Genomic DNA, 26,562 nt, shown 5'->3' on the forward strand with positions numbered 1-26,562 from the left:
TGACGTGCAGCCGCCATACGCCGCTTTAGCTCAGTTGGTAGAGCAACGGTCTTGTAAACCGTAGGTCGTCCGTTCGATTCGGACAAGCGGCACCACTTCTTGCAGAAGGCGACCTCGACGGGTCGCCTTCTGCGTTGCGGCACGAAGTTTCCGCTGTCGCGCCTGGCGCGCTAAGCCGTCGATGCCCGCCTCCATCATCGACAGCGCGGGTTGCGTGTGCCGCGCCTCAGGCGCCGCCGGCGTCGAGCACCTGCAGCAGCTGCCGCACGTGGTAGGGCTTGGGCAGGAAGCTGACGTCGGGCGGAAGGTTGGGCAATTGCGCGCGCTGGTAGCCCGACGCCAGGGTCACCTTCGCCTGGGCCTGCAGCCGGGCGGCGGCCGCCGCCACGTCGATGCCGCTGAGTCCGTTGGGCATGCTGACGTCGGAGATCACGTGGTCGAAGCGCGGCTCGCCCTCGAGCTGGGCGATCGCCTCATGGCCGTCGGCGGCGGTGGTGACCTCGAAACCGAGGTCGGTCAGCACCTCCGCGATCAGGTTGCGCAGGTCGGCTTCGTCCTCGACGAACAGGATTCGGGCCCGGGTCATCAGTGCTCTCTCGCCGGCAGATGGATGGTGACGGCGGTGCCGTGTCCCGGCTGGCTGCGCAGCTGGACGAACCCGCCCGATTGCGAAGCGAAGCCGAACACCTGGCTGAGCCCGAGCCCGCTGCCCTGGCCGACTTCCTTCGTGGTGAAGAACGGTTCGAACACCCGCGCCTGGTGCTCGAGCGGAATCCCCGGGCCGTCATCGACCACTTCCACCACCACGAAGTGCCCGGTCCGGTCGTGGCGCGACGCGGGGTCGCGGGTCTGCTGGCAGGAGGCGGTGATCGTGATGGAGCCGCCGGAGGGCGGCAACGCATCGCGACTGTTGCTGACCAGGTTCAACACCGCGGCCTCGAACTGTGCGCGGTCGATGTCCGCGACCAGGGGGTCGTCCGCGAGTTCCAGCTGCACGTGGACCAAGTCCCCGGCAGCGCGTTGCAACAGTTCGATGTTCTCCGCCAGCAGCTCGTTGACGTCGGTGGTCTCGAGTGCCAGCGTCTGGCCGCTGCCGAACGTCAGCAGCTGGCGGGTCAGCAGTACGCCACGCTCGGCGCCGCGCATCGCGGTCATCACGTAACGGCCGATCGCCTCGTCCCGGGTGCGTGCACCGATCAGGTCGAGGCTGTTCACGATCACGGTCAGCAGGTTGTTGAAATCGTGCGCCAGGCCGAGGGTCAGCTTGCCGATGGCTTCCATCTTCTGCGCCTGCATCAGCGCCTGCTGCGCTTCCTGCAGTTGCAGCTCGGCCTTGTAGCGCTCGGTGATGTCGCGGGTGACTTTGGCGTATCCCAGCAGCCGGTCGTCCTTCCAGATCGGGTCGATCACCACGCTGGCGCGGAAGCGCGAGCCGTCCTTGCGCACGCGCCAGCCCTCTGCCTCGAAGCGGCCGTCGCGGGAGGAGGTTTCCAGGTTGCGTGCCGGCACCCCGCGTTCGACCTCCGGGGCGGTGTAGAAACGCGAGAAGTGGGTGCCGATGACGTCGGCGGCGTCGTATCCCTTGATCCGGCTGCCGCCACGGTTCCACGTGCGGATATAGCCGCGCGGATCCAGCATGTAGATGGCGTAATCGGTTACGGAGTCCAACAACAGCGCGAACTGCCGCGACTCATCACCCAGCTCGTCGGCCGGCGAAACTTCATTGTGCTGCATCGGAACCCCCGTCAGGGGTGCCGACCCTAGGAGCGGCCAAGTTAAGACTCCGTCAAGACGTCCTTGTCGGATGGTCCGGTGCGGGCACGTATTCAGCCGGTCGGTGATTCGTCCTCGATGACCCCCGCCGCCACCAGCATGGTGTGGATGCGCTCCTGGATGTAGGCGTCCAGTTCGGCGGGCGGGTCCCTGGTCAGCGGTTCGGCTTCGCGGGCAAACGCTTCGCGGACCTGGTCGGGTGGCAGTTCCGCGCATAGCACGAGCAGTCGCTGCTGCAGGTGGCCGAGCTCGGTGTCGATGTCGGATCGGGATCGCATGCAGGGACGGTGCGACGACCGCCGTCATGGCTGCGTGCATGCCGGCCGCGCGTGGACAGCGCTGGTACAGCGGGGTTTCCCCCATTCAGGTCGGGGAAATCCCGACTGACCGGGTGCGCGCGCCGCTCCATCATGTGCGGACCGGCGGACACGGTGTCGCGACTCCCCATCCCCTTGTCGCCGTCACGCTCCACGTGGCCATGCCCCCGCAACGGGGGCAGCCGGTTCCTTTTTCCGGGCGCTGCGACGTTCCGCGTCGCGGCGTACCGTCGTCGGTCCCAGCCCGTCCGGGCGCGCGGAGGCCGGTGCTAGACTCGGCCCCCGCCCAGCGGGGACGTGGTCGCTGCACCACGGTGCCGCGGGCCTGCCCCGGCACACAGGACCCCGCGCATGCGTCGCATCTTCCCACCCGTCTCCCTGATCGGCGTGCCCACCGACATCGGCGCAGGCCATCTCGGCGCGCGCCTGGGTCCGGATGCGCTGCGCATCGCCGGGCTGGCGCAGGCGCTGCGGGGGCGCGGGATCGAGGTCGAGGACCGCGGCAACCTCGCCGGCCCGCCGAACCCGGTGGAGCCGCCCATGGATGGCTACCGCCATCTGGCGGGCGTGGTGGCGTGGAACGAGGCGCTGATGCAGGCGTCGCTGCGCGAGCTCGAAGCCGGGCGGATGCCGGTGGTGCTGGGCGGCGACCACTCGCTTGCGATCGGCTCCATAGCCGCGGTCGCCGCGCATTGCCGCGCAACCGGCCGCAGGCTGCGCGTGCTCTGGCTTGATGCGCATGCCGACTTCAACACCAGCGACGTGACCCCGTCCGGCAACATCCACGGCATGCCGGTGGCCTGCCTGTGCGGGATCGGTCCGGACGTGCTGACGGGCATCGGCGGCCACGTGCCGGCGATCACCCCGGCGCAGGTCACCCAGGTCGGCATCCGCTCCGTCGACCAGGACGAGAAGCGCATGGTCAAGGAACACGGGCTCGACATCTACGACATGCGCTACATCGACGAGGTCGGGATGAAGCGCACCATGGAAGCCGCGCTCGAAGGCCTCGACGACGACACCCACCTGCACGTGAGCTTCGACGTCGACGTGCTCGACCCCAGCATCGCGCCGGGGACCGGCACCCGCGTGCCCGGTGGCCTCAATTACCGTGAAGCGCAGCTGGTCATGGAGATGATTGCCGACAGCGGTCGCATGGGCTCGCTCGACGTGGTCGAGGTCAGCCCGGCGCTGGACGAGCGCAACCGCACCGCGGAACTGGCGGTCGACCTCGTCGAGAGCCTGTTCGGCAAGTCCACGTTGATGCGCGACTGAATCACGGTGTGCTGGCGCGGTTGGCGGAGCGAGCAACGCGCGCCAGCACAGCCTGAACACGACAGGTGCCGGACTGCGGCGCGCAGGCGGAATCGACGTGGCGTTCACGCCTGACTGCGCTTACTTGCGCCACGGGCCGCACCGCAGCGACCCACCCCATTCCGACCAGGAGACTTCCATGAAGCGTTTTACTGCCCTGCTGCTGCTCGCCCTCTTCTCCGTCGGCACCCTTTCGGCGTGCAACACCATGAAGGGCGCCGGTCAGGACGTGCAGAAGGCCGGCGGCAAGCTCGAGGATGCGGCCGACAAGACCGGTGGTACCGGCACCGAGTGATCGCGCGGTCACAGTGACGCCTGAAAGAGCCGGCGAAAGCCGGCTTTTTCTTTGGTCTGCAGACCTCGCCTTGCGTCACGACTGGCCAGGACTTCACCCGGCGCTGAGGTTGCTGGCTGGGCGTTTATCGAGTTGATTTCCGGCCAACAGAATTTTGACCGGGCCTGAAGGGTGGCTGCGCGAAGTTGGAGCCGTCATCCACAACACAGAGGCAGCTCAATGAACAAGGACATCATTTCCGGCAAGTGGACGCAGCTCAAGGGCAAGGCCCAGGCACGCTGGGGCGACCTGACCGACGACGTCTTCGACGTTGCCGAGGGCGACGGCAAGTACCTCGCCGGCAAGCTGCAGGAGAAGTACGGCTGGGAGCGCCAGAAGGCCGAGGACGAAGTGCGCGACTTCGAACGCAGCCTGTAACCTCGCAACGTGCACGAAGGGACCGGCTCCGACCGGTCCCTTTTTTATGCGCGATCGCACCCGGGGCAAGCGCCGGGAGGGGCCGGTAGACTTGTCGCTTTCCGTATCGCCTGGCCCCTGCCGATGTCCGCCACCCGCGCCACCCGTGTCCTGACCGGTATCACCACCTCCGGTACGCCCCATCTGGGCAACTATGTCGGCGCCGTGCGTCCGGCGATCGCCGCCAGCCGCGCGCCCGCGACCGAGAGCTTCTACTTCCTTGCCGACCTGCACAGCCTGATCAAGGCGCAGGACCCGGCGATGACGCAGCGTTCGACGCTGGAGATCGCCGCAACGTGGCTTGCCGCAGGGCTGGAACCCGACAAGGTGTGGTTCTACCGCCAGAGCGACATCCCGGAAATCACCGAACTCACCTGGCTGCTGACCTGCGTGGCCGGCAAGGGCATCCTCAACCGCGCCCATGCGTACAAGGCCGCGGTCGACCGCAACCGCGCCGACGGCGAGGACGACGATGCGGGCGTCAGCGCGGGGCTTTTCATGTACCCGGTGCTGATGGCCGCCGACATCCTGATCTTCAATGCCGACCGGGTGCCGGTCGGGCGCGACCAGATCCAGCACATCGAGATGGCGCGTGACTTCGGCCAGCGCTTCAACCATGTCTATGGCCGCGACTGGTTCAGCCTGCCGGAAGCCGTCATCGACGAGCAGGTGGCGACGTTGCCCGGGCTCGACGGCCGCAAGATGAGCAAGAGCTACGGCAACACCATTCCGCTGTTCGTGCCGCGCGAGGAGCTGCGCAGGCTGGTGTTCTCGATCGTTACCGACTCGCGTGCGCCGGGTGAGCCCAAGGACACCGGAGGCTCGGCGCTGTTCCAGCTGTTCCAGGCCTTTGCATCGGCCGACGAGACCGCGGCATTCGCGCAGGCGTATGCCGACGGCATCGGCTGGGGCGATGCCAAGCAGCGCCTGTTCGAGCGCGTGGATGTGGAACTCGCGCCGTTGCGCGATCGCTATGACACGCTGATGGCGCGGCCGGGCGATATCGAGGACATCCTGCGCGACGGCGCGCGCCGCCTGCGCGAGCGCTATGCAACGCCGCTGCTCGCGCAACTGCGCCATGCGGTCGGGTTGCGCGATCTTGCGGCGCAGGCCGTCGACGAACGCACGGCCGCGGTGGACGCGGTGCGCGCGTTGCCGGTGTTCAAGCAGTACCGCGAGGATGCGGGCTTCTCGTTCAAGCTCGTCGATGGCGACGTGCTGCTGCTGCAGGGCGCACGCTTCGACGCACCGCGCGATGCCGGGCAGCTGATCGCGCGACTCAGGCGTGGCGAGGGCGCGCTGGGCGAAGGCGAGGGCGGTGCGGTGCTGCTCGACGGCCAACGCGTCGGCGAACTCGTCGACGGACAGCCCTTCGCTTCGCTCACCGACGCACTGGCGCGTCTGCGCGAGGCGGAGGCCGCGGCATGAATGCACTGGTCGAGATCAACCTCGCGTTGATCCTGTTCCTGCCCTGGTTCCTGATCCTGAGCGTGCTGTTCTGGGTGTACCCGCGGCAGCCGCGTGGCGTGTCGCGACGGCTGTTCGACCTCGTCGCGATCGCGATGTCGGTGGTGGCATTCGTGGCCAGCATCCACTGGTCGTTCCGTGTCGCCGATCCGACCTATGGCGGCATGTGGCGGCAGGTCCTCGCCACCGCGGTGGGCTACGGCGTGTACCTCGCGGTGATGACGCTTGCGTTCTTCGTCCGCGCGGCGTGGCTGCGCCGGCACCGGCGCTAGTCGATCCCGCCGCCGTCGCGGGTCGGCCGTCACAGCACATGCACCCGGCTTCCGGCAGTGGTCGCCGTCGAGGCGATGCCTGCGACCAAAGCCCAATTCCGGCATCCTGCCGCGCTGCCTACACTGGCCGCGTGTGCCCGCAACAGGTGGTGACATGAGCGAGTCCGACGGCATCGTCACCATCGATACCGGCTACCAGCGGACGGCCTTCTGTGCGGCCTACATGGTGGTAGAAGCGGGGCGCGCGGCGTTCGTCGACAGTGGTACCAGCCGCAGCGTGCCGCAGCTGCTGGCGGCCCTCGACGCCCGGGGCCTGCCGCGCGACGCGGTGGACTGGGTCATCCTCACCCATGTCCACCTCGACCACGCCGGCGGTGCGGGTGGCCTGATGCGTGAACTGCCGAACGCCACGCTGGTCGTGCACCCGCGCGGCGCGCCGCACATGATCGATCCGGAACGGCTGTCGGCCAGCGCACGCGCGGTCTACGGCGACGAGGAATTCGAGCGCAGCTATGGCGCGCTGCTGCCGGTGCCGGCCGGGCGCGTGGTCGCGGCAACCGACGGCCAGGTGGTCGAGCTGGCGGGGCGCAAGCTGGCCTGCGTGCATACGCCCGGACATGCGATGCACCATCTGTCGGTGTGGGATGCACGCGCGCGCAGCTGGTTCAGCGGCGACGTGTTCGGCATCTCCTACCGCGAGTTCGACACCGCGCGCGGTCCGTTCGTGATCCCGACCAGTTCGCCGGTGCAGTTCGATCCCGAGGCGATGAAGGCTTCGGTGCGACGGATGCTCGCCGAGGCGCCCGCGCAGGTGTACCTGACCCATTTCGGCGGCGTCTCCGACTGCCAGCGCCTGGGTGCCGACCTCATCGCGCAGGTCGACGCGATGGTGGCCCTCGCACGGTCGCTGGCACAGGCGCCCGACCGTCATGCGCGTCTGCTGGACGGCCTGCAGGCGCTGTACGTCGAGCGCGCGCGACGCCACGGCATCAAGGACGCCGCCCGGCGCATCCCCGAACTGCTGGGAATGGACATCGAACTCAACGCACAGGGGTTGGCGGTGTGGCTTGACCGCGCCAGACGCGACGCGACGCGGGGCAATGGATGAACGCGTTGCCACGCGCGCAGAAGGCGCACACCGGGGGCTTCTGCCGCCCACACCCCGCGATGCCGCCGGCCTCATTCCCAGCGGTTGAGGTGTGGCCCGAACGACTCGCGTTGCGGGCGCACCACGCAGAAGCGGTGCCCACTCGGGGCTTCCATTACCCACCAGCGTTTGACGAAGCCGATGCGGCGCGCACCAAGACGTTCGAGACGATCGGCCTCGGCATCGATGTCGTCGCTTTCGATGTCGAGGTGGATGCGCGAGGCATGGTCGACCTTCTGCAGCAGCAGGATTGGCTCGTCATCGGCGGTGGCCAGCGTCGCGTAGCGGCCGTCGCCGTCCTCGTCGGCGCTCTGCACGGACTTGCCGAGTGCCTGCGACCAGAAGGCGACATGGGGGGCGAGATCATCGACCTCGCAATCGAGCACGAACGTGGACAGGCGGCTGTGGTGGGGCATCGCGGCGGCTCCTCGCGGGCGGGGAGCCACAGCATGCGCCGGTCCGGACGCGACTGGCGAGAGACCCGCCGCTAAGACGCCGGGCGTCTGTCCGCCGTCCACCGGCAGCGCCCGGCCGGTGATCCAACAGGCCTGCGGCGAGAACGGGACCAGCGCCGCGGCGGCGAACGCTTCCGCGATCGCCTGGCCGATGCCGCGGCTGCCGGCGGCCACCCGCACGCGGCGTCCGGTGCCACCGCGTGCCGGCGTACCCGTCAGTTCGGCAGCGAGAGGTCGTCCAGCAGCGCGCGCAGGAAGCGCGCCGCCTCGCCGCCGGTGCAGGCGCGGTGGTCGAAGGTCAGCGAGATCGGCATGCGGCGGTGTACCTCGATGCCGCCCATCACCGCGACCACGTCCTGCGACAGCTTGCCGGCACCGATAATGGCCACGGTCGGCGGCACCACCACCGGCGTCGCGTAGCGGCCGGCGAACATGCCGAAGTTCGACAGGCTGATGGTGTAGCCGGACAGCTCGCTGGCCGGGATGCTGCGATCCTCGACCTGCGCACGCAGGCGCTGGATCGCCGAGCGCACGCCGGCGGCATCGAGCACGTCGGCGTTGCGCAGTGCCGGCACGAACAGGCCGTCGTCGGTGTCCACGGCGATGCCGATGTCGACTTGCGGATGCAGCGTGCGCACCAGCTTGTCGCCGTCGAACCAGGCGTTGAGCGCGGGCACCGCCTTGCAGGCGGCGCAGATCGCGCGCACCAGGCGGGCGGTGATGTCCTGCTTGCCGATCCAGCTATGCAGGTCGGCATCGTCCACCAGCGTGGTCGGGACGACCTTGGCGTGGGCATCGGCCATGACCCGCGCCATGTTGCGGCGCACGCCCTTGAGCTGTTCGGGCTGGCCGCTGGCGGACACCGACGGCGGCTGCGTGCGCATCGGCTTGCCGGAGGCGGACATCGCGGTGCGCTGGTCGGCGTCCCTTCTCCCGCCTGCGGGAGAAGGTGCCCGCAGGGCGGATGAGGGCGACGATGCGGCATTGCCCTCACCCCCAGCCGCGCGGGCGCTGCCCATCGGCGCACTGCCATCGGCGGCGGCCTGCTTGACGTCGGCCATGGTCACCACGCCATCGCTGCCGGTGGCGCGCACACGGGTGATGTCGACCTTGAGCTTGCGCGCCATCGCGCGCACCGCCGGCATCGCCCTGACGCCGCCAACCGAGCTCGCCTGCTCGGTGAGCACGGCATCCGACGACTGCATCGCCCCGACCACCGTGCCGCTGTCGGCACGCGCGCCTGGCTCGGACTTCGCTTCCGGCTGGATCTCGTCGGTGGCCTCGATCGCGCCACCTTCGCTGGAGGCGACAACGCGATGGTCCGGAGCCGGGTCCTGCGAGCCCACACCCTTGCCCGGGGTCGGGCCATGGTGGTGGCCGGTGTCCTGGCCTTCCGCGCGCTGCGGCAGGTTGGGGTCGATCTCGAACTCGGCCAGCACCGCGCCGGTCTCGATCACGTCGCCGGCAGCGCCGGCGAGCTTCAGGACCTTGCCGGAAAACGGCGACGGCACGTCGACCACCGCCTTCGCGGTCTCCATCGACACCAGCGGCTCGTCGAGGCGGATGGTGTCGCCGACCTTGACCGCCCATTCGACGATGGTGGCGTCGGGCAGGCCTTCGCCCAGGTCGGGAAGCTTGAAGGATTTGGTGTCAGCCATGTCGGTCCTCGCAGGAACATTGTGTGACGCGAAAGAACAACCCCCCGCCCGCGTGCGGGAGAGGGGCAGGAATGAGGGCAGGAGCGGCCGGCAGTGCCCTCATCCGCCCCGCCGGGGCAGCCCCGACCAGAAGCACTCCGGGGCAGGCTCTTCCCCGCAAGCGGGAGAGAGGCCATGCAACGCGGCATCCGCACGGCGGGCGTCGCGCCGCAACGCCCGGGCTCAGCCCGCCGCCATCACGCGCTTGGCCGCCTCGACCACGCGCTCGGTCGTTGGCAGGTACTTCATTTCCAGCCGGAACAGCGGGATGTGGGTGTCGTAGCCGGTGACGCGCTCGACCGGTGCCAGCAGGTCGTACATGCAGTCCTCGGCCAGGCGCGCGGCGATCTCGGCGCCGAAGCCCGCGGTGCGCGGCGCCTCGTGCACGATCACGCAGCGGCCGGTGCGGGTGACCGACTCGGCGATGGTGTCGAAGTCGAGCGGCTTGAGCGTGGCGACGTCGATGACCTCGGCGCTGATGCCGTCGGCCGCCAGCTGGTCGGCGGCCTCGAGGGCTTCCTTCACCTGCGCGCCCCAGGTCACCAGGGTCACGTCGGTGCCGTCGCGCAGCACGTAGCACACGTCCAGCGGCAGCGCCTCGCCGTCGTCGGGCACGAGTTCCTTGTACTGGCGGTAGATGCGCTTGGGCTCGAAGTAGATCACCGGGTCCGGATCGCGGATCGCCGCCAGCAGCAGGCCGTAGGCGCGCGCCGGGGAGGACGGCATGACCACGCGCAGGCCCGGCACGTTGGTGAACATCGCCTCGTTGGCCTCGGAATGGTGTTCCGGTGCGCGGATGCCGCCGCCCCACGGCACGCGCAGCACCATCGGGCAGTGCAGGCGGCCGCGGGTGCGGGTGCGGAAGCGCGCGGCGTGGCAGATGATGTGGTCGAGCATCGGGTAGACGAAGCCGTCGAACTGCGCCTCGGCTACCGGCTTCATGCCCTGCAGCGACATGCCGACGGTGAGGCCGGCGATGGTGGTTTCGTCGAGCGGGGTGTCGATCACGCGGTTCGAGCCGAACTGCGCATGCAGGCCGGCGGTGGCGCGGAACACGCCGCCATTGACGCCGACGTCCTCACCGAGCACGACGACGGAATCGTCGTTGCGCATCTCCCAGGCCAGCGCCTGGGTGACGGCCTCGATCAGGGTGATCGGCGCGGCCGCATCCGTGGTCTTCGCGACGGCGCTCATCGGCGCTGCTCCCGGGCAATCGCGTCTTCGCGCTGGGCCAGCAGTTCGGCAGGTGGATCGGCGTAGAGGTAATCGAACATCGCTTCGACCGGTTGTACTTTCGATTCGAGGTAGGCGTTGATCTCGGTGTCGACGCGCTTGCCGCAGTCCTCGGCCCAGGCCTTTTCCTGTGCCTCGTCCCACACGCCCTGTGCGGTGAGCCAGGTGCGCAGGCGGGTGAACGGTTCCTTCTCCCACGCCGCCTTGACCTCGGCCTCGTCGCGGTAACGACGGGCGTCGTCGGCGGTGGTGTGGTCGTGCAGGCGGTAGGTCATGAACTCGATGACGCTGCCGCCGCCGCCGTTGCGGGCGCGATCCATGGCGCGGCGCATCCCTTCCAGCACCGCGAACAGGTCGTTGCCGTCCACCTGCAGGCAGTGCAGGCCGCCGGCCAGGCCCTTCTGCGCCAGCGTCTTTGCGCCGGTCTGTGCCGAGCGCGGCACCGAGATCGCCCAGCCGTTGTTGACGATGCATTGCACGAACGGCAGTTCGTAGGCGCCGGCGGAGTTGATCGCGGCGTAGGTATCGGTCTTGGAGCTGCCGCCATCGCCGCAGCAGGTCACGGCCACGCGGGCTTCGCCGCGCAGCTTGAACGCCAGCGCGGCGCCGGCCGCGTGCAGGCACTGGGTGGAGATCGGCACGCACCACGGCAGGTCGTGGCGGGGGATCTCGAAATCGTTGCCGCGCTCGTCGCCGCCCCAGTACATCAGCACGTCGCGTGGCTTCACGCCGCGCATGAACTGCGCACCGTATTCGCGGTAGCTGGGCGCCAGCAGGTCTTCGGGCCGCATCGAGGCGCCGATGCCGATATGGGTGGCTTCATGGCCCAGGCAGGCGGCATAGGTGCCGAGCTTGCCGGTGCGCTGCAGGGCGATCGCCTTGCTGTCGAAGGTGCGGACGAACAGCATTTCCTTGAAGAGTTCGAGGATGCGCTGGGGATCGGCGAGATCGGCCGGCGGCTCGGCGACGAAGCGTCCGTCCGGGCCCAGGTACTGCAGGTATTCGATCTCGAAGGTGGCGGCGACAGTCATGCGAAAGGGTCTCGGCACACGCGACGGGGCCGGAGATGATAGCCAGCGCGCCGTAAACTCGCGTTGCGCAATGCGTCATGACAGGCGCAGCCCGACATGGCATCGCCCGGGCGTGGCGTGCCCCGGATCGTTCGCCGGTACGCATTCAGTAATCCGGAGTGGCGATGACCCGACTGCAACTCGAACGCCACCAGGTCTGGATCTACCTGGCCGCGATCGCCGGTGGCCTGGTGCTGGGGACGTCGCACGCCGGGCGACGCGACGCCTTCGAGCTCCTGCTGTGGCCGGCTCTGGTGGTGCTGCTGTACGCCACCTTCGTGCAGGTGCCGTTGCTGCAATTGCGCGAAGCTTTCGCCGACCGTCGCTTCCTGGTTGCCGTGGTGACTGGCAACTTCGCGCTGGTGCCGCTGCTGGTGTTCGCGATGCTGCAGCTGCTGCCCGCCGATCCCGCGTTGCGGCTGGGCGTGGCACTGGTGCTGCTGGTGCCGTGCACCGACTGGTTCATCGGTTTCGCGCAGATGGGCGGTGGCGATACGTCGCGCGCGATCGCGGTCACCCCACTCAACCTGGTGCTGCAGTTGCTGCTGTTGCCGCTCTACCTGTGGTGGCTGCCGGGGGCGTGGCGGTCCGACGGACTGCCGGCGGCGTCCGTGGTCCCGGCGGTGCTGGTGGTGCTGGTGCCGCTGGTCGCGGCGGCGATCACCGCGCGGTGGGTCGATGCACGGTCCACGCGCGCATGGCTGCGCGAGCGGCTGGCGTGGTGGCCGGTGCCATTGCTGGCGCTGGTGGTGCTGCTGGTGGCGGCGTCGCAGGTGGCGACGGTGCGCGCCGCGCTCGACGTGCTGCCGGTGGTGGTGCCGTTGTTCGCGGGTTACCTGGTGGCGGCGGCGATGATCGCGAAAGTGTTGGGGAGCGGGTTCCGCCTGCCCGCACGGCATGGCCGCACGCTGTGCTTCAGCCTCGGCACGCGCAATTCGTTCGTGGTGCTGCCGCTGGCGCTCGCCCTGCCGGATGGCTGGGCGGTGGCGGCGGTGGTGATCGTGACCCAGTCGCTGGTGGAACTGCTGGGCATGCTGGCGTACCTGCGCTGGGTGCCGCGGCTGTTTCCGGATTGAGGGGTAACGTCGGAAGGGAGCAGGCCGCAGGCGAAACGAGGTGTTTGAAACCCCGCTCCCGCGTGCGGGAGAGGGGCAGGGGTGAGAGGCAATCCGCGTGTCGCGTCGGCTAGGGCTGCCAGCGTGCGGCGAGGGTGAGGCGGGCGAAATCGCGCACGCCTTCGACGCGGACATACCAGATGCCGTCGACCGGGCGCGCAATCTGCACGACCTCGTTGTTGCCCGGGCGGGCGGAGCGCGCGTCCCAGGTGTCGGCGGTGGGTGGTTCGTCGCGACGCAGCAGCAGGGTCACGTCGCCGCTGCCGCCATAGCTCGTCACCCGCAGGTTGCGCGCACCCGGCGGTAGCTCGATGCGATAGAGCAGCGAGGTGCCGGCATCACCGGACAGCGCGATGACCGGCACGCCGTTGGCGAGCAGCGGCGCGGCCTGCGGATCCTCGACCACGCGGGTGCTGGCGCTGGCGGCGTTGTCGCTCTCGTCGGGATCCGCGGTCTGCGAGGTCGCGGCCACCGCCAGGGTCACGTCGCGACCGAGTGCATCTTCCGGTGCGGTGGCGGCAAGGCCGAACACCGCGTCCGCACTGGCCGCGAGGCTGTCCGTGGTGCAGGCCAGCGAGGTATTGGCGGCGCCCTGCACCGGCGCGTCGCAACTCCAGCCTGCGGGTGCATCGACCTCGAGGTCGTCCAGGGGTGCGTCGAGCGCGAAACCGATACCGGCGAACTGCGCCACATCAGGCCCGGCGTTCGACAGCGTCGCCGCGAACGCCATCGTCCGGCCAACCGCGGTCTCGGCCGCATTCGCTTCGGCGGTCACCGCGAGGTCGGCGTGCTGCACCGGCGCCATCCGCACCAGCAGCAGGGTCGGATCGTGGTCCGACAGCCGGGTGGGTGTGTCGGCTTCGTTGCGGGCGATTTCCGGGAAGTCCGCGTTGATGCGCGCGTGGCTGATGGTATGGCCGACCACGTCCGGAAACTCCAGCAGCGCGCGGTTGACCAGGATGTGGTCGAGGGTCTGCGCCTGGTAATCGAACACGAACGAGTAGCGCTGGTCCGGGGTCGCATCCAGCGTGGTGTTGCGCAGGTCCGGTTCGACCAGGTCCACGCCGTCGCCGTCCACCGCGGTTGCGTTATCCGGGCTTGGCTGGCCGGTGACCACGCCCATCGCGTCGACATGGCCGTCGTTGAACTCGAACGCGTTGAAGTCGCCCAGCACCACCAGCCCCCGCTGCGGATCGGCCTGCTGGATGCCCTGCACGAGCCCGGCGAGGAACTCGGCCTGCGCCTGGCGCTTGGCGCGCACGCGGGCTCCGGCACTCACCCAGCCGTTGGCACCACCGGCGTCGTCCTCGATGCCGCTCAGCGAACGCTGGTGGACGACGATCGCGGTCACCGGCAGCGTGCGACCGTCGGCGAAACGGATCGTGGCGTCGAGCCGCGGCGGCGGGCGGTCGTTGAGCAGGCTGCTGCTGCCGTCGGGATTGGCCAGCACGACGTCGGCGCCTTCCTGCGTCACCGCGTGCACCTCGACGCGTGACGCGCCGGCGCCGTTGTCGCCGCCACGCACCAGCAAGCCGACATCGATGCCGCCGACGTCATTGCCTTCGATCAGGTGCGCCACATAGCCCGGATCACCCTGGCCACTGGCGATCGCGTCGGCATTGATGCGCGTGGCCAGCGTCTGCAGCGTGGCGAGGTTTTCGACTTCGGTCACGCCCAGGATGTCGGGGAGATGCAGGTAGCCGCGCACCGCCAGCGAAGCCTTGCGCAGGCGCCGTTCGAAGGCCTCGGCGGTCAGTACCGGCTCGCCGATCGCCGGGTCGTTGATGACGTCGAAGAAGCGCTCGAGGTTGTAGGTGGCGAACGTGGCGTGGTCCGGCCCCGGCAGCTGCGCCGGACGCGGCTGGTCCGCACCTTCACAGGCCACCGACAGTTCGGCTTCCGGATAGATCGTGTAGCGGCGGAAGCTGTAGTCGAGCGGACCGACGAGGCTGCCGTCGACGATGCGGCAGCCGGCGGCGAGGTTCGCGGTCGGCGCACCGATGGTGCTGCTGTTGACGGCGATCAGCTCGGGGTTGAAGTCCCAGCGCGGGATCATTGGTGCGCTGCTGCCCAGCGGATCGGGATCCATCCGCGGCAGGCCCGCTTCGCGGAATGGCCGCGGCGTGCCGGTCACCACCACCGCGAAACGGCCGTTGCTGGTGGCGGTGGCCTGAGTCTCGTTGACATTGCCGCCGGTGGGCGCGACCACGGTGAAGTCCGCCGCGCTGACCCGCATGCCTTCGAGCGGTTCCAGCTGCTCGAGCGCGCCATCCGGATGCGGCAGCGCGGTGGTCAGCTGCGCCGGCGCCGGCAGCGCATGGCTGCTGGACAGCTGCACCACGCTTGCGTTGGTGATCTCGGTCAGCGGCAGCTGGTACGGGTCGGCGGCCGGCACGTATTCGATCACCGTGCCCTGCACCAGCACGCGGTTGCCGACCGACGCCGCGTCCGGCGGCGCAGTCGAGGTGAACACGAACACGCCCTCCGATGTCGCCGGGTTGCCGTCGTCCTCGCCGTCGGCGGTCTGCAGGAAGAAGCCGTTGTTGCGGCGCGCGGTGACGATGCCTTCGGTCGCGACCGCGAGATTCTCGTACGGCGAACGCGCACCCGCGCCCTGGATCGCGTGGATCGCCAGCCGGGTCACGTCGTCGTTGAGGATGGTGCCGGTGGCCTCGGCGCGCTGCAGTTGCGCACCGTCCGGGCTGGACAGCGTGACCACGAAGGTCTCGTCGGGCTCGGTGGCGGTGTCGCCGCGCACCTGCACGACCACCGTCTTCGACGTTTCACCTTCGGCGAATTCGACGGTCCCGGTGGCAGCGATGTAGTCGTCGCCGGACACCGTGGCGGTGCCATCGGCGGTTGCGTAGCCGACACGGACGCCACCCGCAGGGGCCGGCCGGTCCAGCCGGACATTGAAGAAGAATGGCGTGTTGCCGCTGTCGCCCTCGGCAGCCGCGGTGTCGGCGATGGTCAACCATGGCGTGCCGCCACCTGCGCAGGGCAGGGCCGGCGTGGCGCGGTTGCGCGGTGCAGGCGCCCGCGCGGAGAAGTCGGCCGCGTTGTCGTTGCTGTCGGTGCAGCCATCGTCGGCGCGCCAACCCGCCAGCGCCGCTGACAACGCTGGCGCCGGGCCGCTGCCTTCGAACCAGTTCGCACTGCCGAAGCCAACGAGATCGACGATACGTGCCGACTGATCCGACGTGCAGGGCGTGCTGCCGCCATTGCAGCCGAGGCTGGTGGTGCCTTCGACCAGCGCGACCTTGCCGGCCGCCGCGGCCATGTTGATGGTGCCGCTCGCATCCACTGCCGGCAGCGGCGCGCCGTTGGCCCCGCCGGCCAGGCCGACCAGGAAATACTGGCCCGGAGCGAGGCTGACATCGGGCAGGGCGACCAGCTGGGTGGCGCTGGCGCCGAAGTTGCCGGTTCCGGTGGCGCTGGCGTACTGCAGCGACCTGCCGCCCAGCGGTTCGGGCGTGTCGCCGCGATTGAGCAGTTCCACGTAATCGGCGTCATGGACCGCGCCGCTGTTGCCGCCGGCCCCGTACACCTGGCTGACCACCACCTGGGCATGGGCGGTGGCGCCCAGGCCGCACCCCAACGCCATGGCCAGCAACAGCCGGCCCGCGAGCATGCGCATCGCGCCTCTCCCTGTCTGGCCCCCCGGTCCCGGGCCGATTCTGCACCCATCCCGTGGCTGCTGCATGACAGCGGGGCGCGGAGTCGATCGGGTACGCTTTCGCCGATGAGCACCGACCGCAAACCGCCGGTTTCCGACCTGTCGTCCCCGGGCCAGCCTCCATCGCAGCCGGGAGCGCCTGGCGCCCCCGTGCCCGCCCCGCCAGCCTCCAGCCAGCCGGCCTCCAGCCAGCCGGCCTCCAACCAGCCGGCCTCCAACCAGCCGGCCTCCAACCAGCGTGACCTCGAAGCCGGCATCCACACCGACCTCGAAGGCCGCATGACCTATGGCGGCTACCTGCGGCTGGACCGGCTGCTGTCGGCACAGGTGCCGCTGTCGGATCCGCCGCACCACGACGAGATGCTGTTCATCGTGCAGCACCACGTCTCGGAGCTGTGGATCAAGCTGATGATCCACGAGCTCGGCGCGGCGATCGTGCACCTGCGGCGCGACGAGGTCGGACGTTGCCGCAAGGTGCTGGCGCGCTGCAAGCAGGTGCTGCGCCAGCTGACCGAGCAGTGGTCGGTGCTGGAGACGCTCACCCCGTCGGAATACATGGAGTTCCGCGAGATCCTCGGGCCGTCGTCGGGCTTCCAGTCGCTGCAGTACCGCACGGTGGAATTCCAGCTCGGCAACAAGAACGCGCAGATGCTCCAGGTGTTCGCGCATGACCAGGACGGCCGGGCCGCGCTCGAAAGCGTGCTGCGCGCGCCCAGCCTGTACGACGAGTTCCTGCGCTACCTCGCGCGCTGGGGCCATGCGATTCCGCCCGCGCATCTGGAGCGCGACTGGAGCCAGCCGCATGTCATGGACCCGGCGCTGGTGGAAGTGATGCGGGCGATCTACGCCGATACCGGCACCTGGTGGCGCGAGTATTCGCTGTGCGAGGACCTCGTCGACCTGGAGTCGCAGTTCCAGCTGTGGCGCTTCCGCCACATGCGCACGGTCATGCGCATCATCGGCTTCAAGCGCGGCACTGGCGGCTCCAGCGGCGTCGGCTTCCTGCGCCAGGCGCTGGACCTCACGTTCTTCCCCGAGCTGTTCGAGGTGCGCACGCATCTCGCCCCGCCCGCAGGCGCAACCGACCGTTACTGACAGGCGCCCGCGGTAAAGCGGCTGCTAGGATGCGGGCGGTTCGTCAGTCCGCACAGGGGATTCCCGCATGCAACAGCCAGTTCCGGAAGCCACGTCCCAGCGTGGCGTGATGTCGCGTTTCCTCGATTCTGTGGAGCGCGTCGGCAACCGGTTGCCGGATCCCGCGATGCTGTTCCTGCTGCTGATGCTGGCGGTGTGGGTGTTGTCGTGGGCACTGTCGGGCGTGTCCTTCCAGGCGCTCGATCCGCGCACCGGCGACCCGATCCGGATCGTCAACCTGCTGGCCGGCGAATCGCTGACCGCGTTCATGGCCAACATGGTCAGCGTGTTCCTCGGTTTTGCGCCGCTGGGCGTGGTGCTGGTGGCGATGCTCGGCCTCGGCGTCGCCGAGCACACCGGCTTCATCAATGCCGCGCTGCGCCGCGCGCTGTCGGTGACGCCGAAGCAGCTGCTGACGCCTGCACTGGTCGCGGTGGCGGTGCTCAGCCACGTCGCGGTGGATGCCGGCTACGTGCTGGTGATCCCGCTGGGCGGGGTGATCTTCTACGCCGCGGGGCGGCATCCGATCGCCGGCATCGCCGCGGCGTTCTGCGGCGTATCCGGTGGCTTCTCGGCGACGCTGCTGGTGCCCTCGTCGCTGGACCCGATGCTGGCCACCTTCACCCAGAGCGCGGCGCAGATCCTTGATCCGGATCTGGTGGTCAATCCGCTCAACAACTGGATCTTCACCACGGTGTCGTCGCTGCTGATCATCGCGATCGGCTGGTTCGTCACCGACCGCATCGTCGAGCCGCGACTGGCGCGGATGCAGGTCGACGGCGATACCAGCCAGCTGCCGACGATGGAGCCGCTGACCGTCGCCGAGCGTCGCGGCCTGTTCTGGGCGCTGGTGGCGATGACGATCGCCGCGGTGCTGTTCGCACTCAGCCTGATGCCCGGGACCAGCCCGTGGCGTGCAGCGCCGCACCTGGTGCCGGATGGCAGCCACCCGCTGCTGGTGGCCGCGGCGCCGGTGATGCAGTCGATCGTGGCGCTGATCTTCGTGTTCTTCCTGCTGCCCGGCGTGGTCTACGGCTATGTCGCAGGCACGGTGAAGACCCACCGCGACGTGATCGCGGCGATGACGAAATCGATGGCCGGCATGGGCTACTACATCGTCATCGCGTTCTTCATCGCGCAGTTCCTGGCCGGCTTCAATGGCTCCGGGCTGGGCACGCTGATGGCGGTGGAAGGCGCGGACTTCCTGCGCGCGCTGGGCCTGCCGATGTGGATGACCATCCTCGGCCTGATCGTGATGACCGGCATCGTCAACCTGTTCATCGGCTCGGCCTCGGCGAAGTGGGCGCTGCTGGCGCCGATCATGGTGCCGCTGATGATGCAGCTGGGCGTCTCGCCCGACCTCACCCAGGCGGCCTACCGCGTCGGTGATTCGATGACCACGATCCTGACGCCGCTGATGCCGTACTTCCCGCTGATCGTGGTGTTCTGCCAGCGCTACGTGAAGTCGGCCGGCATCGGCACGCTGGTGTCGGTGATGATCCCGTACTCGATCGCGCTGTCGATCCTGTGGACGCTGCTGCTGCTGGCGTTCTGGGGCTTCGGCATCCCGCTCGGCATCGGCGCCAGCTACGAATACGCGCCGGGCTGAGCAACGCGCCCCCGAGGCCGGTCGCGCGCTGTTTGACGCGGGCCGGCCTGGCGATCCATCCTCGCGCGTCCGCCGCGGCGGACCGCAACAGCCCTGTACCGAATTCCACTGGGGGAGTCCCGTCGCATGAGTTCCACGCCCACTGTCGAGCCGGCCGGTCCCGGCATGCACAAGCCGGTTTCCGGCTCCCCACCCGATTTCCCGCAGGTCATGGGTCATCCGCGTCCGCTGTGGATGCTGTTCATGACCGAGTTCTGGGAACGCTTCGCGTTCTACGGCATGCGCTGGGCGCTGGTGCTGTACATCGTGGCGCAGTTCTACCGCGGCGATTCCTCCGGCGAGGCGCCTGCCAGCGAGCTCTACGGTGCGTATCTCGCACTGGTGTACGCCGCCGCGATCTTCGGTGGCTACGTCGCCGACAAGCTGATCGGCTACCAGCGTTCGATCCTGCTGGGCGCGGTGTTCATGGCCGCCGGCCTGTTCCTGATCGCGCTGCCCAGCGAACAGTGGCTCAAGCTCGGCCTGGCCACGGTGATCGTCGGCAACGGCCTGTTCAAGCCGATCATCTCGACGATGGTGGGCAAGCTCTACGCCACCGGTGACCACCGCCGCGACTCGGGTTTCACCATCTTCTACATGGGCATCAACATGGGCGCGTTCATCGCGCCGATCCTGACCGGCCTGCTGGCCGAGAAGGTGTTCGGCAGCGACGGCATGCCGGCCTACACCGCGGTGTTCATCGCTTCCGGCATCGGCATGCTGCTGAGCCTGGTGTGGTTCTGGTTCGGCCGCAGCCAGCTGCAGGGCGTCGGCGCGGCACCGGTGGCCGCCTCCGGCAACGGCATGGGCCGGGTGCTGATGGTGGCGATCGGCACGGTGCTGGCGATCCCGGTGTTCTACTTCCTGCTCACCATCGAGGCCGGCCTGCTGAACTGGATCCTGCTGGCGCTGTTCGTGGTGCCGGCGATCATGCTGCTGGTGGAAGGCATCCGCGAGGGCTCGAAGCAGCGCGACATGGTGATCGCGATGCTGATCATCTTCGGCTTCAACGTGCTGTTCTGGATGTTCTTCGAACAGGCCGGCAGCTCGTTCAACTTCCTCGCCCAGAACATCGTCAACCGCGACCTCGGCGGCTGGATCTTCCCGGTGGGCTGGTTCCAGTCGGTGAACTCGATCGCGATCATCACCCTGGCGCCGATCATCGCCTGGCTCTGGGTGAAGATGGGCAGCGCCAATCCGTCGATCCCGCGCAAGTTCGGCCTCGGCCTGATCTTCAACGGCCTGGCCTTCCTGCTGCTGATGCTGGCGCTGTCGAGCATGGTCGATCCGGAGACGCTGAAGCTCCCGTTCTGGACGCTCTTCATGGTCTACGTGATCCAGTCCGTCGGTGAGCTCTGCCTGTCGCCGATCGGCCTGTCGATGACCACCAAGCTGGCGCCGTCCAAGCTCACCGGCCTGGCGATGGGCGGCTGGTTCCTGTCGATCGCGATCGGCAACAACCTGTCGGGCATGTTCGCCTCCAGCGTCAGTGGCGAGGGCGGCATGACGGTCGCCTCCGCGCATGCCGGCTACACCTTCGGCTTCTGGGCGCTGCTGGGCGCCGGCGTGCTGCTGTTCCTGATCGCGCCGCTGATCCAGCGCCTGATGCACGGCGTGAAGTAACCGCCGTCGCCTGCCCGCGACGCGGGCAGGTGCTGCATGTCGCCGGCCCCGCGCGGGCCGGCGACGATATCCCTGCTGCCTTGTCCCGAGCCATCGTCCGATGACCGATCACGCCGCCAACGTCCTGCCCCGTCCGTCGCCGCTGCAGCGCTGGGTCGCGCTGGTGCTGGTCAGCGTGGCCATGTTCGGCAACTACTACGTCTACGACGCGTTCGGCCCGGTGGTCGACCTGCTCCGCGAGCAGGAAGGCTTCACCTACGACCAGATCAGCATGATCTTCAGCGCCTACAGCATCGCCGCGGTGGTGGTGCTGCTGATCGGCGGCTACGTGATCGACCGCTGGGGCACCAAGCGCTCGATCACCCTGTTCGCGCTGATCTGCCTGGCCGCGGCCGCGCTGATGGCGTCCACCGCGCGCTTCGAGACGATGCTGGCCGGCCGCTTCCTGCTCGGTATCGGCGCCGAGCCGCTGATCGTCGCCGCCACCGCGGCGCTGGCGAAGTGGTTCAAGGGCAAGGAGCTGTCGTTCGCGTTCGGCATCAACCTGTCGATCGCGCGACTCGGCTCGGCCTCGGCCGACTGGTCGACCTCGTTCGCCAGCCCGCTGTATTCGAACTGGCAGGACCCGCTGTGGCTGGCCACCGGCGTGGCCACCGTGGGCGTGACCGCGGCGATGCTGTACTGGATGGCCGAGTCGCGTGCCGAGGGCCGGTTCGATCTCGGCCAGGTCGACCAGACCGACAAGCTGCAGCTCAAGGGCATGTACGCCTTCAGTGCGTCGTACTGGTACATCGTCGGCCTGTGCGTGGTGTTCTACGCCACCGTGTTTCCGTTCCGCGCGTTCGCGATCGACTACTTCCAGCAGGCGCACGGGCTGGATCGCGAAACCGCCGGCATGCTGAGCAGCCTGCTGCCGATGGCCGCGATCGTGGTGACGCCGCTGTTCGGCCTGTGGGTGGACCGGGTCGGGCGCCGCTCGCTGTTCATGGCGGTCGGATCACTGGTGATGCTGCCGCTGTTCCTGCTGGTCACCTATGCGCCCCCAGGGCCGGCGATCGGCATCTGGATCCCGTTCGCCGGCAGTGCCGAGGTGCCGCTCACCCTGTTGCTGGTGATGCTGATGCTGGGCGGCGTGTTCTCGCTGATCCCGGCGGTGATGTGGCCGTCGGTGGCCTATATCGTGCGCGAGAGCCGGCTCGGCGCCGCGTATTCGATGATGACGCTGTGCCAGCAGGTCGGCGTCGCGCTGGTGCCGCTGGCGGTGGGGCGCTTCAACACCGCGTTCGCCGCCGGGCCGGAAAATCCTGCCGGCTACGCGCCGGGCATGTGGTTCTACACCGCGCTCGCCGCGCTCGGCCTGCTGTTCTCGTGGCTGCTGTGGCGCGCGGAATCCGGCCCGGGTGCACACGGGCTCGAATACAGCTCGGGGCGCAAGCCGGACTGACCGCCTAGCCCGTGGGCGACCCGCCCGCGGCATCGAGTTCCGCCTCCACCTCCAGCGCATCCAGGCGGTCGAGCAGGCCGAACAGCAGGTCGCGCTCGCCGTCGGACATGCCGCGCAGCAGCCGCTGCTCGAAGGCGAGCGCCAGGGGCGCGACCTCGCGATGGATGCGCTGGCCCTCCGCCGACAGCCGCAGCACCGAACGTCGGCGATCGTCATCGTGGATCTCGCGCTCGAGCCGGCCGGCCTCGAACAGTCGCGACACCGCGCGGCTGACCGCCACCTTGTCCATCGCGGTGCGCTGCGCGACCTCGTTGGCCGACAACCCGGGGAAACGTTCGAGCACCGCGATCACCCGCCACTCGGTGATCGCCAGGCCGAAGCGCTGCGAGTACACCTGGGCGATGGCGGTGCTGAGACGGTTCGACAGCACGCTCAGGCGGTAGGGCAGGAAGCGTTCCAGCTGCAGCGCGTCTGCGGCCGGGGTGGCGGAGGGGGTGGGGATGCTGGCTGCCATGCTGCGACGCACCTTGCATATGGTTACACGTGAAACTATAACGGCAATAACGTCCCCCACAAGGCCGCCTCGCGGCCGGCCACCGATCAAGGAGCCGCATATGAGCGCGCAACCGCAGACCTCCCAGGCACCCAACCTCGGCATGCAGGTCACCACCTTCGAAAACCCGATGGGCATCAACGGGTTCGAGTTCGTCGAGTTCGCGGCGCCGGCCGGGCGTGCCGAGTCGATGCGCACCTATCTCCAGCAGCTGGGCTTCACCGCGATCGCGAAGCACCGCACGCGCGCGATCACCCTGTTCCGCCAGGGCACGATCAACTTCCTGCTCAACGAGGAGCCGGGTTCGTTCGCCTCCGATTTCGCCGCCACGCACGGCCCATCGGCCTGCGGCTTCGCGATCCGCTTCCAGCGTCCGCCCGCCGAGGTGCTCGAGCACGTGCTCGCCCAGGGCGGCGAGAAGGCCGACCACAAACCGGAAACCGGCGCCGTCGACTTCCCGGCGATCAAGGGCATCGGCGACTGCATGCTGTACCTGATCGACGACAACAGCAGCGACGTCTATGCCGATTACGAGCCGCTGCCGGGCGTGGACCAGCATCCGCGCGGCTTCGGCCTGACCTTCATCGACCACCTCACCCACAACCTGTTCCTCGGGAACATGCAGAAGTGGTCGGACTACTACGAGAAGCTGTTCAACTTCCGCGAGATCCGCTACTTCGACATCAAGGGCTCGAAGACCGGCCTGCTGTCAAAGGCGATGACCGCGCCGGACGGCGTGGTGCGTATCCCGCTCAACGAGTCGTCGGACGAGAAGAGCCAGATCAACGAATACCTGCGCGACTACAAGGGCGAGGGCATCCAGCACATCGCGCTGTTCACCGACGACATCTACGAGTCGGTGGAGAAGATGCGCGAGGCCGGCATCGCCTTCCTCGACACGCCGGAGAGCTACTTCGACGTCATCGACCAGCGCATCCCCAACCATGGCGAGGACGTCGAGCGACTGCGCCGCAACGCGATCCTGATCGACGCCGATCCGGAGACCAAGCAACGCAAGCTGCTGCAGATCTTCGGCCAGAACGCGTTCGGTCCGATCTTCTTCGAGATCATCCAGCGCAAGGGCAACGAGGGCTTCGGCGAAGGCAACTTCCAGGCACTGTTCGAATCCATCGAGCGCGACCAGATGAAGCGCGGCGTGCTGTAAGCGCCCGTGTCCTTCTCCCGCAAGCGGGAGAAGGTGCCCCGACGGGGCGGCTGAGGGCGCGCACGCGTGTCCTGACCCCTGCCGCTCTCCCGCATGCGGGAGAGGGATCCAACACCAGGCGACGCCATGAACGCATCCACCGACGACAACGTGATCCCGATGCCGCACGCCGACGCCCGGGGCATGCAGCCGCGCGGCTACATGAGCGGGTTCGGCAACCATTTCGCGACCGAGGCCGAGGCCGGCACCCTGCCGGAAGGGCAGAACTCGCCGCAGCGGGTCGCCCATGGCCTGTATGCCGAGCAGCTGTCGGGCTCGGCCTTCACCGCGCCGCGCGCGGAGAACCGCCGCAGCTGGCTCTATCGCATCCGCCCGGCCGCCATGCACGGCCCGTTCGAGCGCTGCGTGCAGCCGCGCCTGCATGACGATTTCGGCGACGGCCCGGTGTCGCCCGACCAGATGCGCTGGAGCCCGATGCCGCTGCCGGAGACGCCGGTGGATTTCGTCGATGGCCTCTACACCGTGGCCGGCAACGGTTCGGCCGCGGCGCAGACCGGCATCGCCGTGCGCGTGTACGCGGCCAACACCTCGATGCAGGGGCGCTGGTACTACAGCGCCGACGGCGAGCAGCTGATCGTGCCGCAGCAGGGCCGGTTGCGCATCGCCACCGAAATGGGCGTGCTGGACGTGGAGCCGCAGGAGATCGCGGTGATCCCGCGTGGCGTGCGCTTCCGCGTGGAGCTGCCCGACGGGCCCGCGCGCGGCTACCTGTGCGAGAACTTCGGTGCCCACCTGCGGCTGCCCGACCTCGGGCCGATCGGCTCAAACGGACTGGCGAATCCGCGCGACTTCCTCAGCCCGCAGGCGGCCTACGAGGACCTCGAAGGCGATTTCGAACTTGTCGCCAAGTTCCAGGGCCACCTGTGGCGTGCCGACATCGGCCACTCACCGCTCGACGTGGTCGGCTGGCACGGCAACTACGCGCCGTACAAGTACGACCTGCGCCGCTTCAACACCATCGGCTCGATCAGCTTCGACCATCCCGACCCGAGCATCTTCCTGGTGCTGACCTCGCCCAGCGACACCGCCGGCGTGGGCAACCTCGATTTCGCGATCTTCCCGCCGCGCTGGCTGGTGCAGCAGCACACGTTCCGGCCGCCGTGGTTCCACCGCAACGTGGCCAGCGAGTTCATGGGCCTGGTGCACGGCGAATACGACGCCAAGGCCGAAGGGTTCGCGCCCGGTGGCTGCTCGTTGCACAACTGCATGACCGGCCACGGACCCGATGCGGCGACATTCGAGAAGGCGTCCAACGCCGACCTGTCGAAGCCCGACGTGATCCGCGACACCATGGCCTTCATGTTCGAGTCGCGGGCGGTGATCCGCCCGACGCAGCAGGCCGTGGATGCCGGTCATCGCCAGCGCGACTACCAGGCCTGCTGGGCCGGCCTGAAGCGCAACTTCAGCACACCGCGCGGCTGACCAACCGCGACCCCGTCGTACGCGGGGTCCGTTCAGCACGCCCCGGGGCCATGCCGGCCCCCCGCACTCATTCGACGTGCGGACGCTCGTGGTCGCGCGCGCGCTGTTCGGCGATCTCGTCGGCGTCGTCGCGGATATGGGCTTCCGGATCCGGCGTCACCGACGGGTCGTCGGGCCGCCCGTCCATCAGCGACAGTGCCGCGCGCGACATCAGGTGCGCCGACACCGGTGCGGTCATGAACAGGAACAGGGTGATCAGCAGCTCGCGCGGGTGCAGGCCGCTGCCGTAGGTGGTGTGGTAGATCACCGAGGCGAACAGGATGCTGCCCACGCCGAGCGTGCTGGCCTTGGTCGGGCCGTGGATGCGATGGAAGAAGCTCGACAGCTTCACCAGCGAGAAGCCGCCGAGGAACACGAAGAAGGCGCCGACCAGCAGCATGAAGATGATCAGGGCCGCGAGCAGGGTGGCGATCATTCGACGATGTCCCGGCGGATGACGTACTTCGACAGCACCACCGTGCCGAAGAAACCGAGCATAGCGATGACCAGCGCGATCTCGAAGTACAGCGACGAGTCGAGGAACATGCCGAACAGGATGAGTTCGGCGATCGTGCTCACGTACAGCGTGTCCAGCGCGAGGATGCGGTCCGGGGCGGAGGGGCCCTTGATCAGTCGCGTCAGCGAAAACAGCATGGCGGAACCGACCACGACCATCGCGAACAGGATGGCGGCGTTGATCATGGGAACACCCTGCGCAGCGGCGCTTCGTAGCGGGTCTTGATCTCGGCGATCGCGGCGTCCGGATCCTCGACGTCGAGGAAGTGCACCAGCAGGTGCTTGCGGTCTGCGGAGAGTTCGGTCGACACCGTGCCCGGCGTCAGCGTGATCACGCTGGTGAGCGCGGAGATGCCATGGATGTTGGTGAGCTCGAGCGGGATCCAGATGAAGGCCGAGCGCAGTTCCTTTTCCGGGCCCAGCACCTGGCGGGCGACGGTGATGTTGGCGACCACCACGTCCCATGCGAGCTTGGCCGCCAGCGGGATCAGCGCGCCGGCATTGCCGATCTGGGCGAACTCGCGCTCCAGGCGCGCGGAAAGCTGCGGCATCAGCAGCGCCAGCAGCAGGCCCATCAGCAGGGTCGCGGCGCTGTAGTTCTCCGCCATCAGCACCCAGAAGATGAAGACGGTGATGCTCTGCGGGATCGAGGGAAAGAGCTGGAATTTCAT

25 protein-coding genes and 1 tRNA gene are annotated in these 26,562 nt (G+C 68.7%); 14 read left to right on the plus strand and 12 right to left on the minus strand.

Features of this window, described 5'->3' with window-relative positions:
- Positions 1–19: 19 nt before the first annotated feature.
- Positions 20–95: transfer RNA gene (locus tag E5843_RS02705), tRNA-Thr, on the plus strand.
- A gap of 131 nt (positions 96–226) precedes the next feature.
- Here E5843_RS02705 and E5843_RS02710 read toward each other — a convergent pair.
- The 3 genes from E5843_RS02710 to E5843_RS02720 all read right to left on the minus strand — a co-directional run bounded on the left by E5843_RS02710 (position 227) and on the right by E5843_RS02720 (position 2,051).
- On the minus strand, positions 227–586 hold the full coding sequence (locus E5843_RS02710; RefSeq protein WP_134674989.1) for a response regulator: 360 nt from the start codon (positions 584–586) through the stop codon (positions 227–229).
- Positions 586–1,734 carry a two-component system sensor histidine kinase NtrB gene (locus tag E5843_RS02715; protein WP_136411752.1) on the minus strand — a complete coding sequence of 383 codons (1,149 nt, stop codon included), beginning with the start codon at positions 1,732–1,734 and terminating at the stop codon, positions 586–588. Before E5843_RS02715 ends, E5843_RS02710 begins: the two co-directional genes overlap by 1 nt.
- A gap of 92 nt (positions 1,735–1,826) precedes the next feature.
- On the minus strand, positions 1,827–2,051 hold the full coding sequence (locus E5843_RS02720; protein ID WP_136411753.1) for a hypothetical protein: 225 nt from the start codon (positions 2,049–2,051) through the stop codon (positions 1,827–1,829).
- A 390-nt stretch (positions 2,052–2,441) separates the two neighbouring features.
- Here E5843_RS02720 and rocF point away from each other — a divergent pair, with 390 nt between their 5' ends.
- The 6 genes from rocF to E5843_RS02750 all read left to right on the plus strand — a co-directional run bounded on the left by rocF (position 2,442) and on the right by E5843_RS02750 (position 7,002).
- Entirely contained in the window at positions 2,442–3,365 is a 924-nt protein-coding gene (rocF, locus tag E5843_RS02725) for an arginase (protein ID WP_141065647.1), read from the plus strand.
- A 178-nt stretch (positions 3,366–3,543) separates the two neighbouring features.
- A complete protein-coding gene (locus E5843_RS02730; RefSeq protein ID WP_134674985.1) occupies positions 3,544–3,699 on the plus strand; it encodes an entericidin A/B family lipoprotein in 156 nt (51 codons plus the stop codon).
- 219 nt (positions 3,700–3,918) lie between these two features.
- Entirely contained in the window at positions 3,919–4,116 is a 198-nt protein-coding gene (locus tag E5843_RS02735; protein WP_134674984.1) for a CsbD family protein, read from the plus strand.
- Between the two features lie 123 nt (positions 4,117–4,239).
- On the plus strand, positions 4,240–5,583 hold the full coding sequence (locus tag E5843_RS02740) for a tryptophan--tRNA ligase (RefSeq protein WP_136411754.1): 1,344 nt from the start codon (positions 4,240–4,242) through the stop codon (positions 5,581–5,583).
- A complete protein-coding gene (locus E5843_RS02745; protein ID WP_134674982.1) occupies positions 5,580–5,894 on the plus strand; it encodes a hypothetical protein in 315 nt (104 codons plus the stop codon). The genes E5843_RS02740 and E5843_RS02745 overlap by 4 nt, the downstream gene beginning before the upstream one ends.
- 154 nt (positions 5,895–6,048) lie before the next feature.
- Positions 6,049–7,002, plus strand: coding sequence for an MBL fold metallo-hydrolase (locus E5843_RS02750; protein WP_136411755.1), 954 nt, complete (start codon positions 6,049–6,051; stop codon positions 7,000–7,002).
- Positions 7,003–7,073: 71 nt separating this feature from the next.
- Here the strand turns inward: E5843_RS02750 and E5843_RS02755 are convergent, their stop codons facing one another.
- From E5843_RS02755 to pdhA, 4 genes are all read right to left on the minus strand, one after another.
- Positions 7,074–7,457: a VOC family protein gene (locus E5843_RS02755; protein WP_134674980.1), complete on the minus strand. Its 384-nt coding sequence runs from the start codon at positions 7,455–7,457 to the stop codon at positions 7,074–7,076.
- 254 nt (positions 7,458–7,711) lie between these two features.
- Positions 7,712–9,154 carry a dihydrolipoamide acetyltransferase family protein gene (locus tag E5843_RS02760; protein WP_136411756.1) on the minus strand — a complete coding sequence of 481 codons (1,443 nt, stop codon included), beginning with the start codon at positions 9,152–9,154 and terminating at the stop codon, positions 7,712–7,714.
- A gap of 222 nt (positions 9,155–9,376) precedes the next feature.
- Positions 9,377–10,387 (minus strand): alpha-ketoacid dehydrogenase subunit beta, encoded by a 1,011-nt coding sequence (locus E5843_RS02765; protein ID WP_141065648.1) that lies wholly within the window; start codon positions 10,385–10,387, stop codon positions 9,377–9,379.
- The gene (pdhA, locus tag E5843_RS02770) at positions 10,384–11,457 is read right to left on the minus strand and encodes a pyruvate dehydrogenase (acetyl-transferring) E1 component subunit alpha (RefSeq protein ID WP_134674977.1); all 1,074 of its coding nucleotides are present in this window, start codon (positions 11,455–11,457) and stop codon (positions 10,384–10,386) included. Before pdhA ends, E5843_RS02765 begins: the two co-directional genes overlap by 4 nt.
- Positions 11,458–11,621: 164 nt before the next feature.
- Here pdhA and E5843_RS14505 point away from each other — a divergent pair, with 164 nt between their 5' ends.
- Entirely contained in the window at positions 11,622–12,572 is a 951-nt protein-coding gene (locus E5843_RS14505) for an arsenic resistance protein (protein WP_136411757.1), read from the plus strand.
- A gap of 109 nt (positions 12,573–12,681) precedes the next feature.
- On the opposite strand, the gene E5843_RS02780 is transcribed toward E5843_RS14505, so the two are convergent.
- Entirely contained in the window at positions 12,682–16,248 is a 3,567-nt protein-coding gene (locus E5843_RS02780) for a Calx-beta domain-containing protein (protein ID WP_166815860.1), read from the minus strand.
- 294 nt (positions 16,249–16,542) lie between these two features.
- Here E5843_RS02780 and E5843_RS02785 point away from each other — a divergent pair, with 294 nt between their 5' ends.
- The 4 genes from E5843_RS02785 to E5843_RS02800 all read left to right on the plus strand — a co-directional run bounded on the left by E5843_RS02785 (position 16,543) and on the right by E5843_RS02800 (position 22,136).
- Positions 16,543–17,382 (plus strand): tryptophan 2,3-dioxygenase, encoded by an 840-nt coding sequence (locus tag E5843_RS02785; protein ID WP_244240860.1) that lies wholly within the window; start codon positions 16,543–16,545, stop codon positions 17,380–17,382.
- Between the two features lie 67 nt (positions 17,383–17,449).
- Positions 17,450–19,030, plus strand: a complete 1,581-nt coding sequence (locus E5843_RS02790; RefSeq protein ID WP_136411759.1) for an AbgT family transporter — start codon at positions 17,450–17,452, stop codon at positions 19,028–19,030.
- Positions 19,031–19,195: 165 nt separating this feature from the next.
- Entirely contained in the window at positions 19,196–20,692 is a 1,497-nt protein-coding gene (locus tag E5843_RS02795; protein WP_141066121.1) for a peptide MFS transporter, read from the plus strand.
- Positions 20,693–20,792: 100 nt separating this feature from the next.
- The gene (locus tag E5843_RS02800) at positions 20,793–22,136 is read left to right on the plus strand and encodes an MFS transporter (protein WP_134674972.1); all 1,344 of its coding nucleotides are present in this window, start codon (positions 20,793–20,795) and stop codon (positions 22,134–22,136) included.
- 4 nt (positions 22,137–22,140) lie between these two features.
- Here E5843_RS02800 and E5843_RS02805 read toward each other — a convergent pair whose 3' ends face one another.
- Positions 22,141–22,650: a MarR family winged helix-turn-helix transcriptional regulator gene (locus tag E5843_RS02805; RefSeq protein WP_136411760.1), complete on the minus strand. Its 510-nt coding sequence runs from the start codon at positions 22,648–22,650 to the stop codon at positions 22,141–22,143.
- A gap of 100 nt (positions 22,651–22,750) precedes the next feature.
- On the opposite strand from E5843_RS02805, the gene hppD reads away from it, so the two are divergent.
- Together hppD and hmgA are read left to right on the plus strand one after the other, a co-directional pair.
- Positions 22,751–23,854, plus strand: a complete 1,104-nt coding sequence (hppD, locus tag E5843_RS02810) for a 4-hydroxyphenylpyruvate dioxygenase (protein WP_166815862.1) — start codon at positions 22,751–22,753, stop codon at positions 23,852–23,854.
- A 183-nt stretch (positions 23,855–24,037) separates the two neighbouring features.
- Entirely contained in the window at positions 24,038–25,336 is a 1,299-nt protein-coding gene (gene hmgA / locus E5843_RS02815) for a homogentisate 1,2-dioxygenase (protein ID WP_141066122.1), read from the plus strand.
- 67 nt (positions 25,337–25,403) lie between these two features.
- Here the strand turns inward: hmgA and mnhG are convergent, their stop codons facing one another.
- From mnhG to E5843_RS02830, 3 genes are read right to left on the minus strand one after another with little or no spacing between them, the layout of a single operon-like run.
- On the minus strand, positions 25,404–25,811 hold the full coding sequence (gene mnhG, locus E5843_RS02820; protein ID WP_134674969.1) for a monovalent cation/H(+) antiporter subunit G: 408 nt from the start codon (positions 25,809–25,811) through the stop codon (positions 25,404–25,406).
- Positions 25,808–26,077, minus strand: coding sequence for a K+/H+ antiporter subunit F (locus E5843_RS02825; protein ID WP_134674968.1), 270 nt, complete (start codon positions 26,075–26,077; stop codon positions 25,808–25,810). Before E5843_RS02825 ends, mnhG begins: the two co-directional genes overlap by 4 nt.
- Complete coding sequence (locus E5843_RS02830; RefSeq protein WP_134674967.1) at positions 26,074–26,562, minus strand: Na+/H+ antiporter subunit E; 489 nt, start codon at positions 26,560–26,562, stop codon at positions 26,074–26,076. Before E5843_RS02830 ends, E5843_RS02825 begins: the two co-directional genes overlap by 4 nt.

The organism is Luteimonas yindakuii (assembly GCF_004803715.2).
Classification (GTDB): domain Bacteria; phylum Pseudomonadota; class Gammaproteobacteria; order Xanthomonadales; family Xanthomonadaceae; genus Luteimonas; species Luteimonas yindakuii.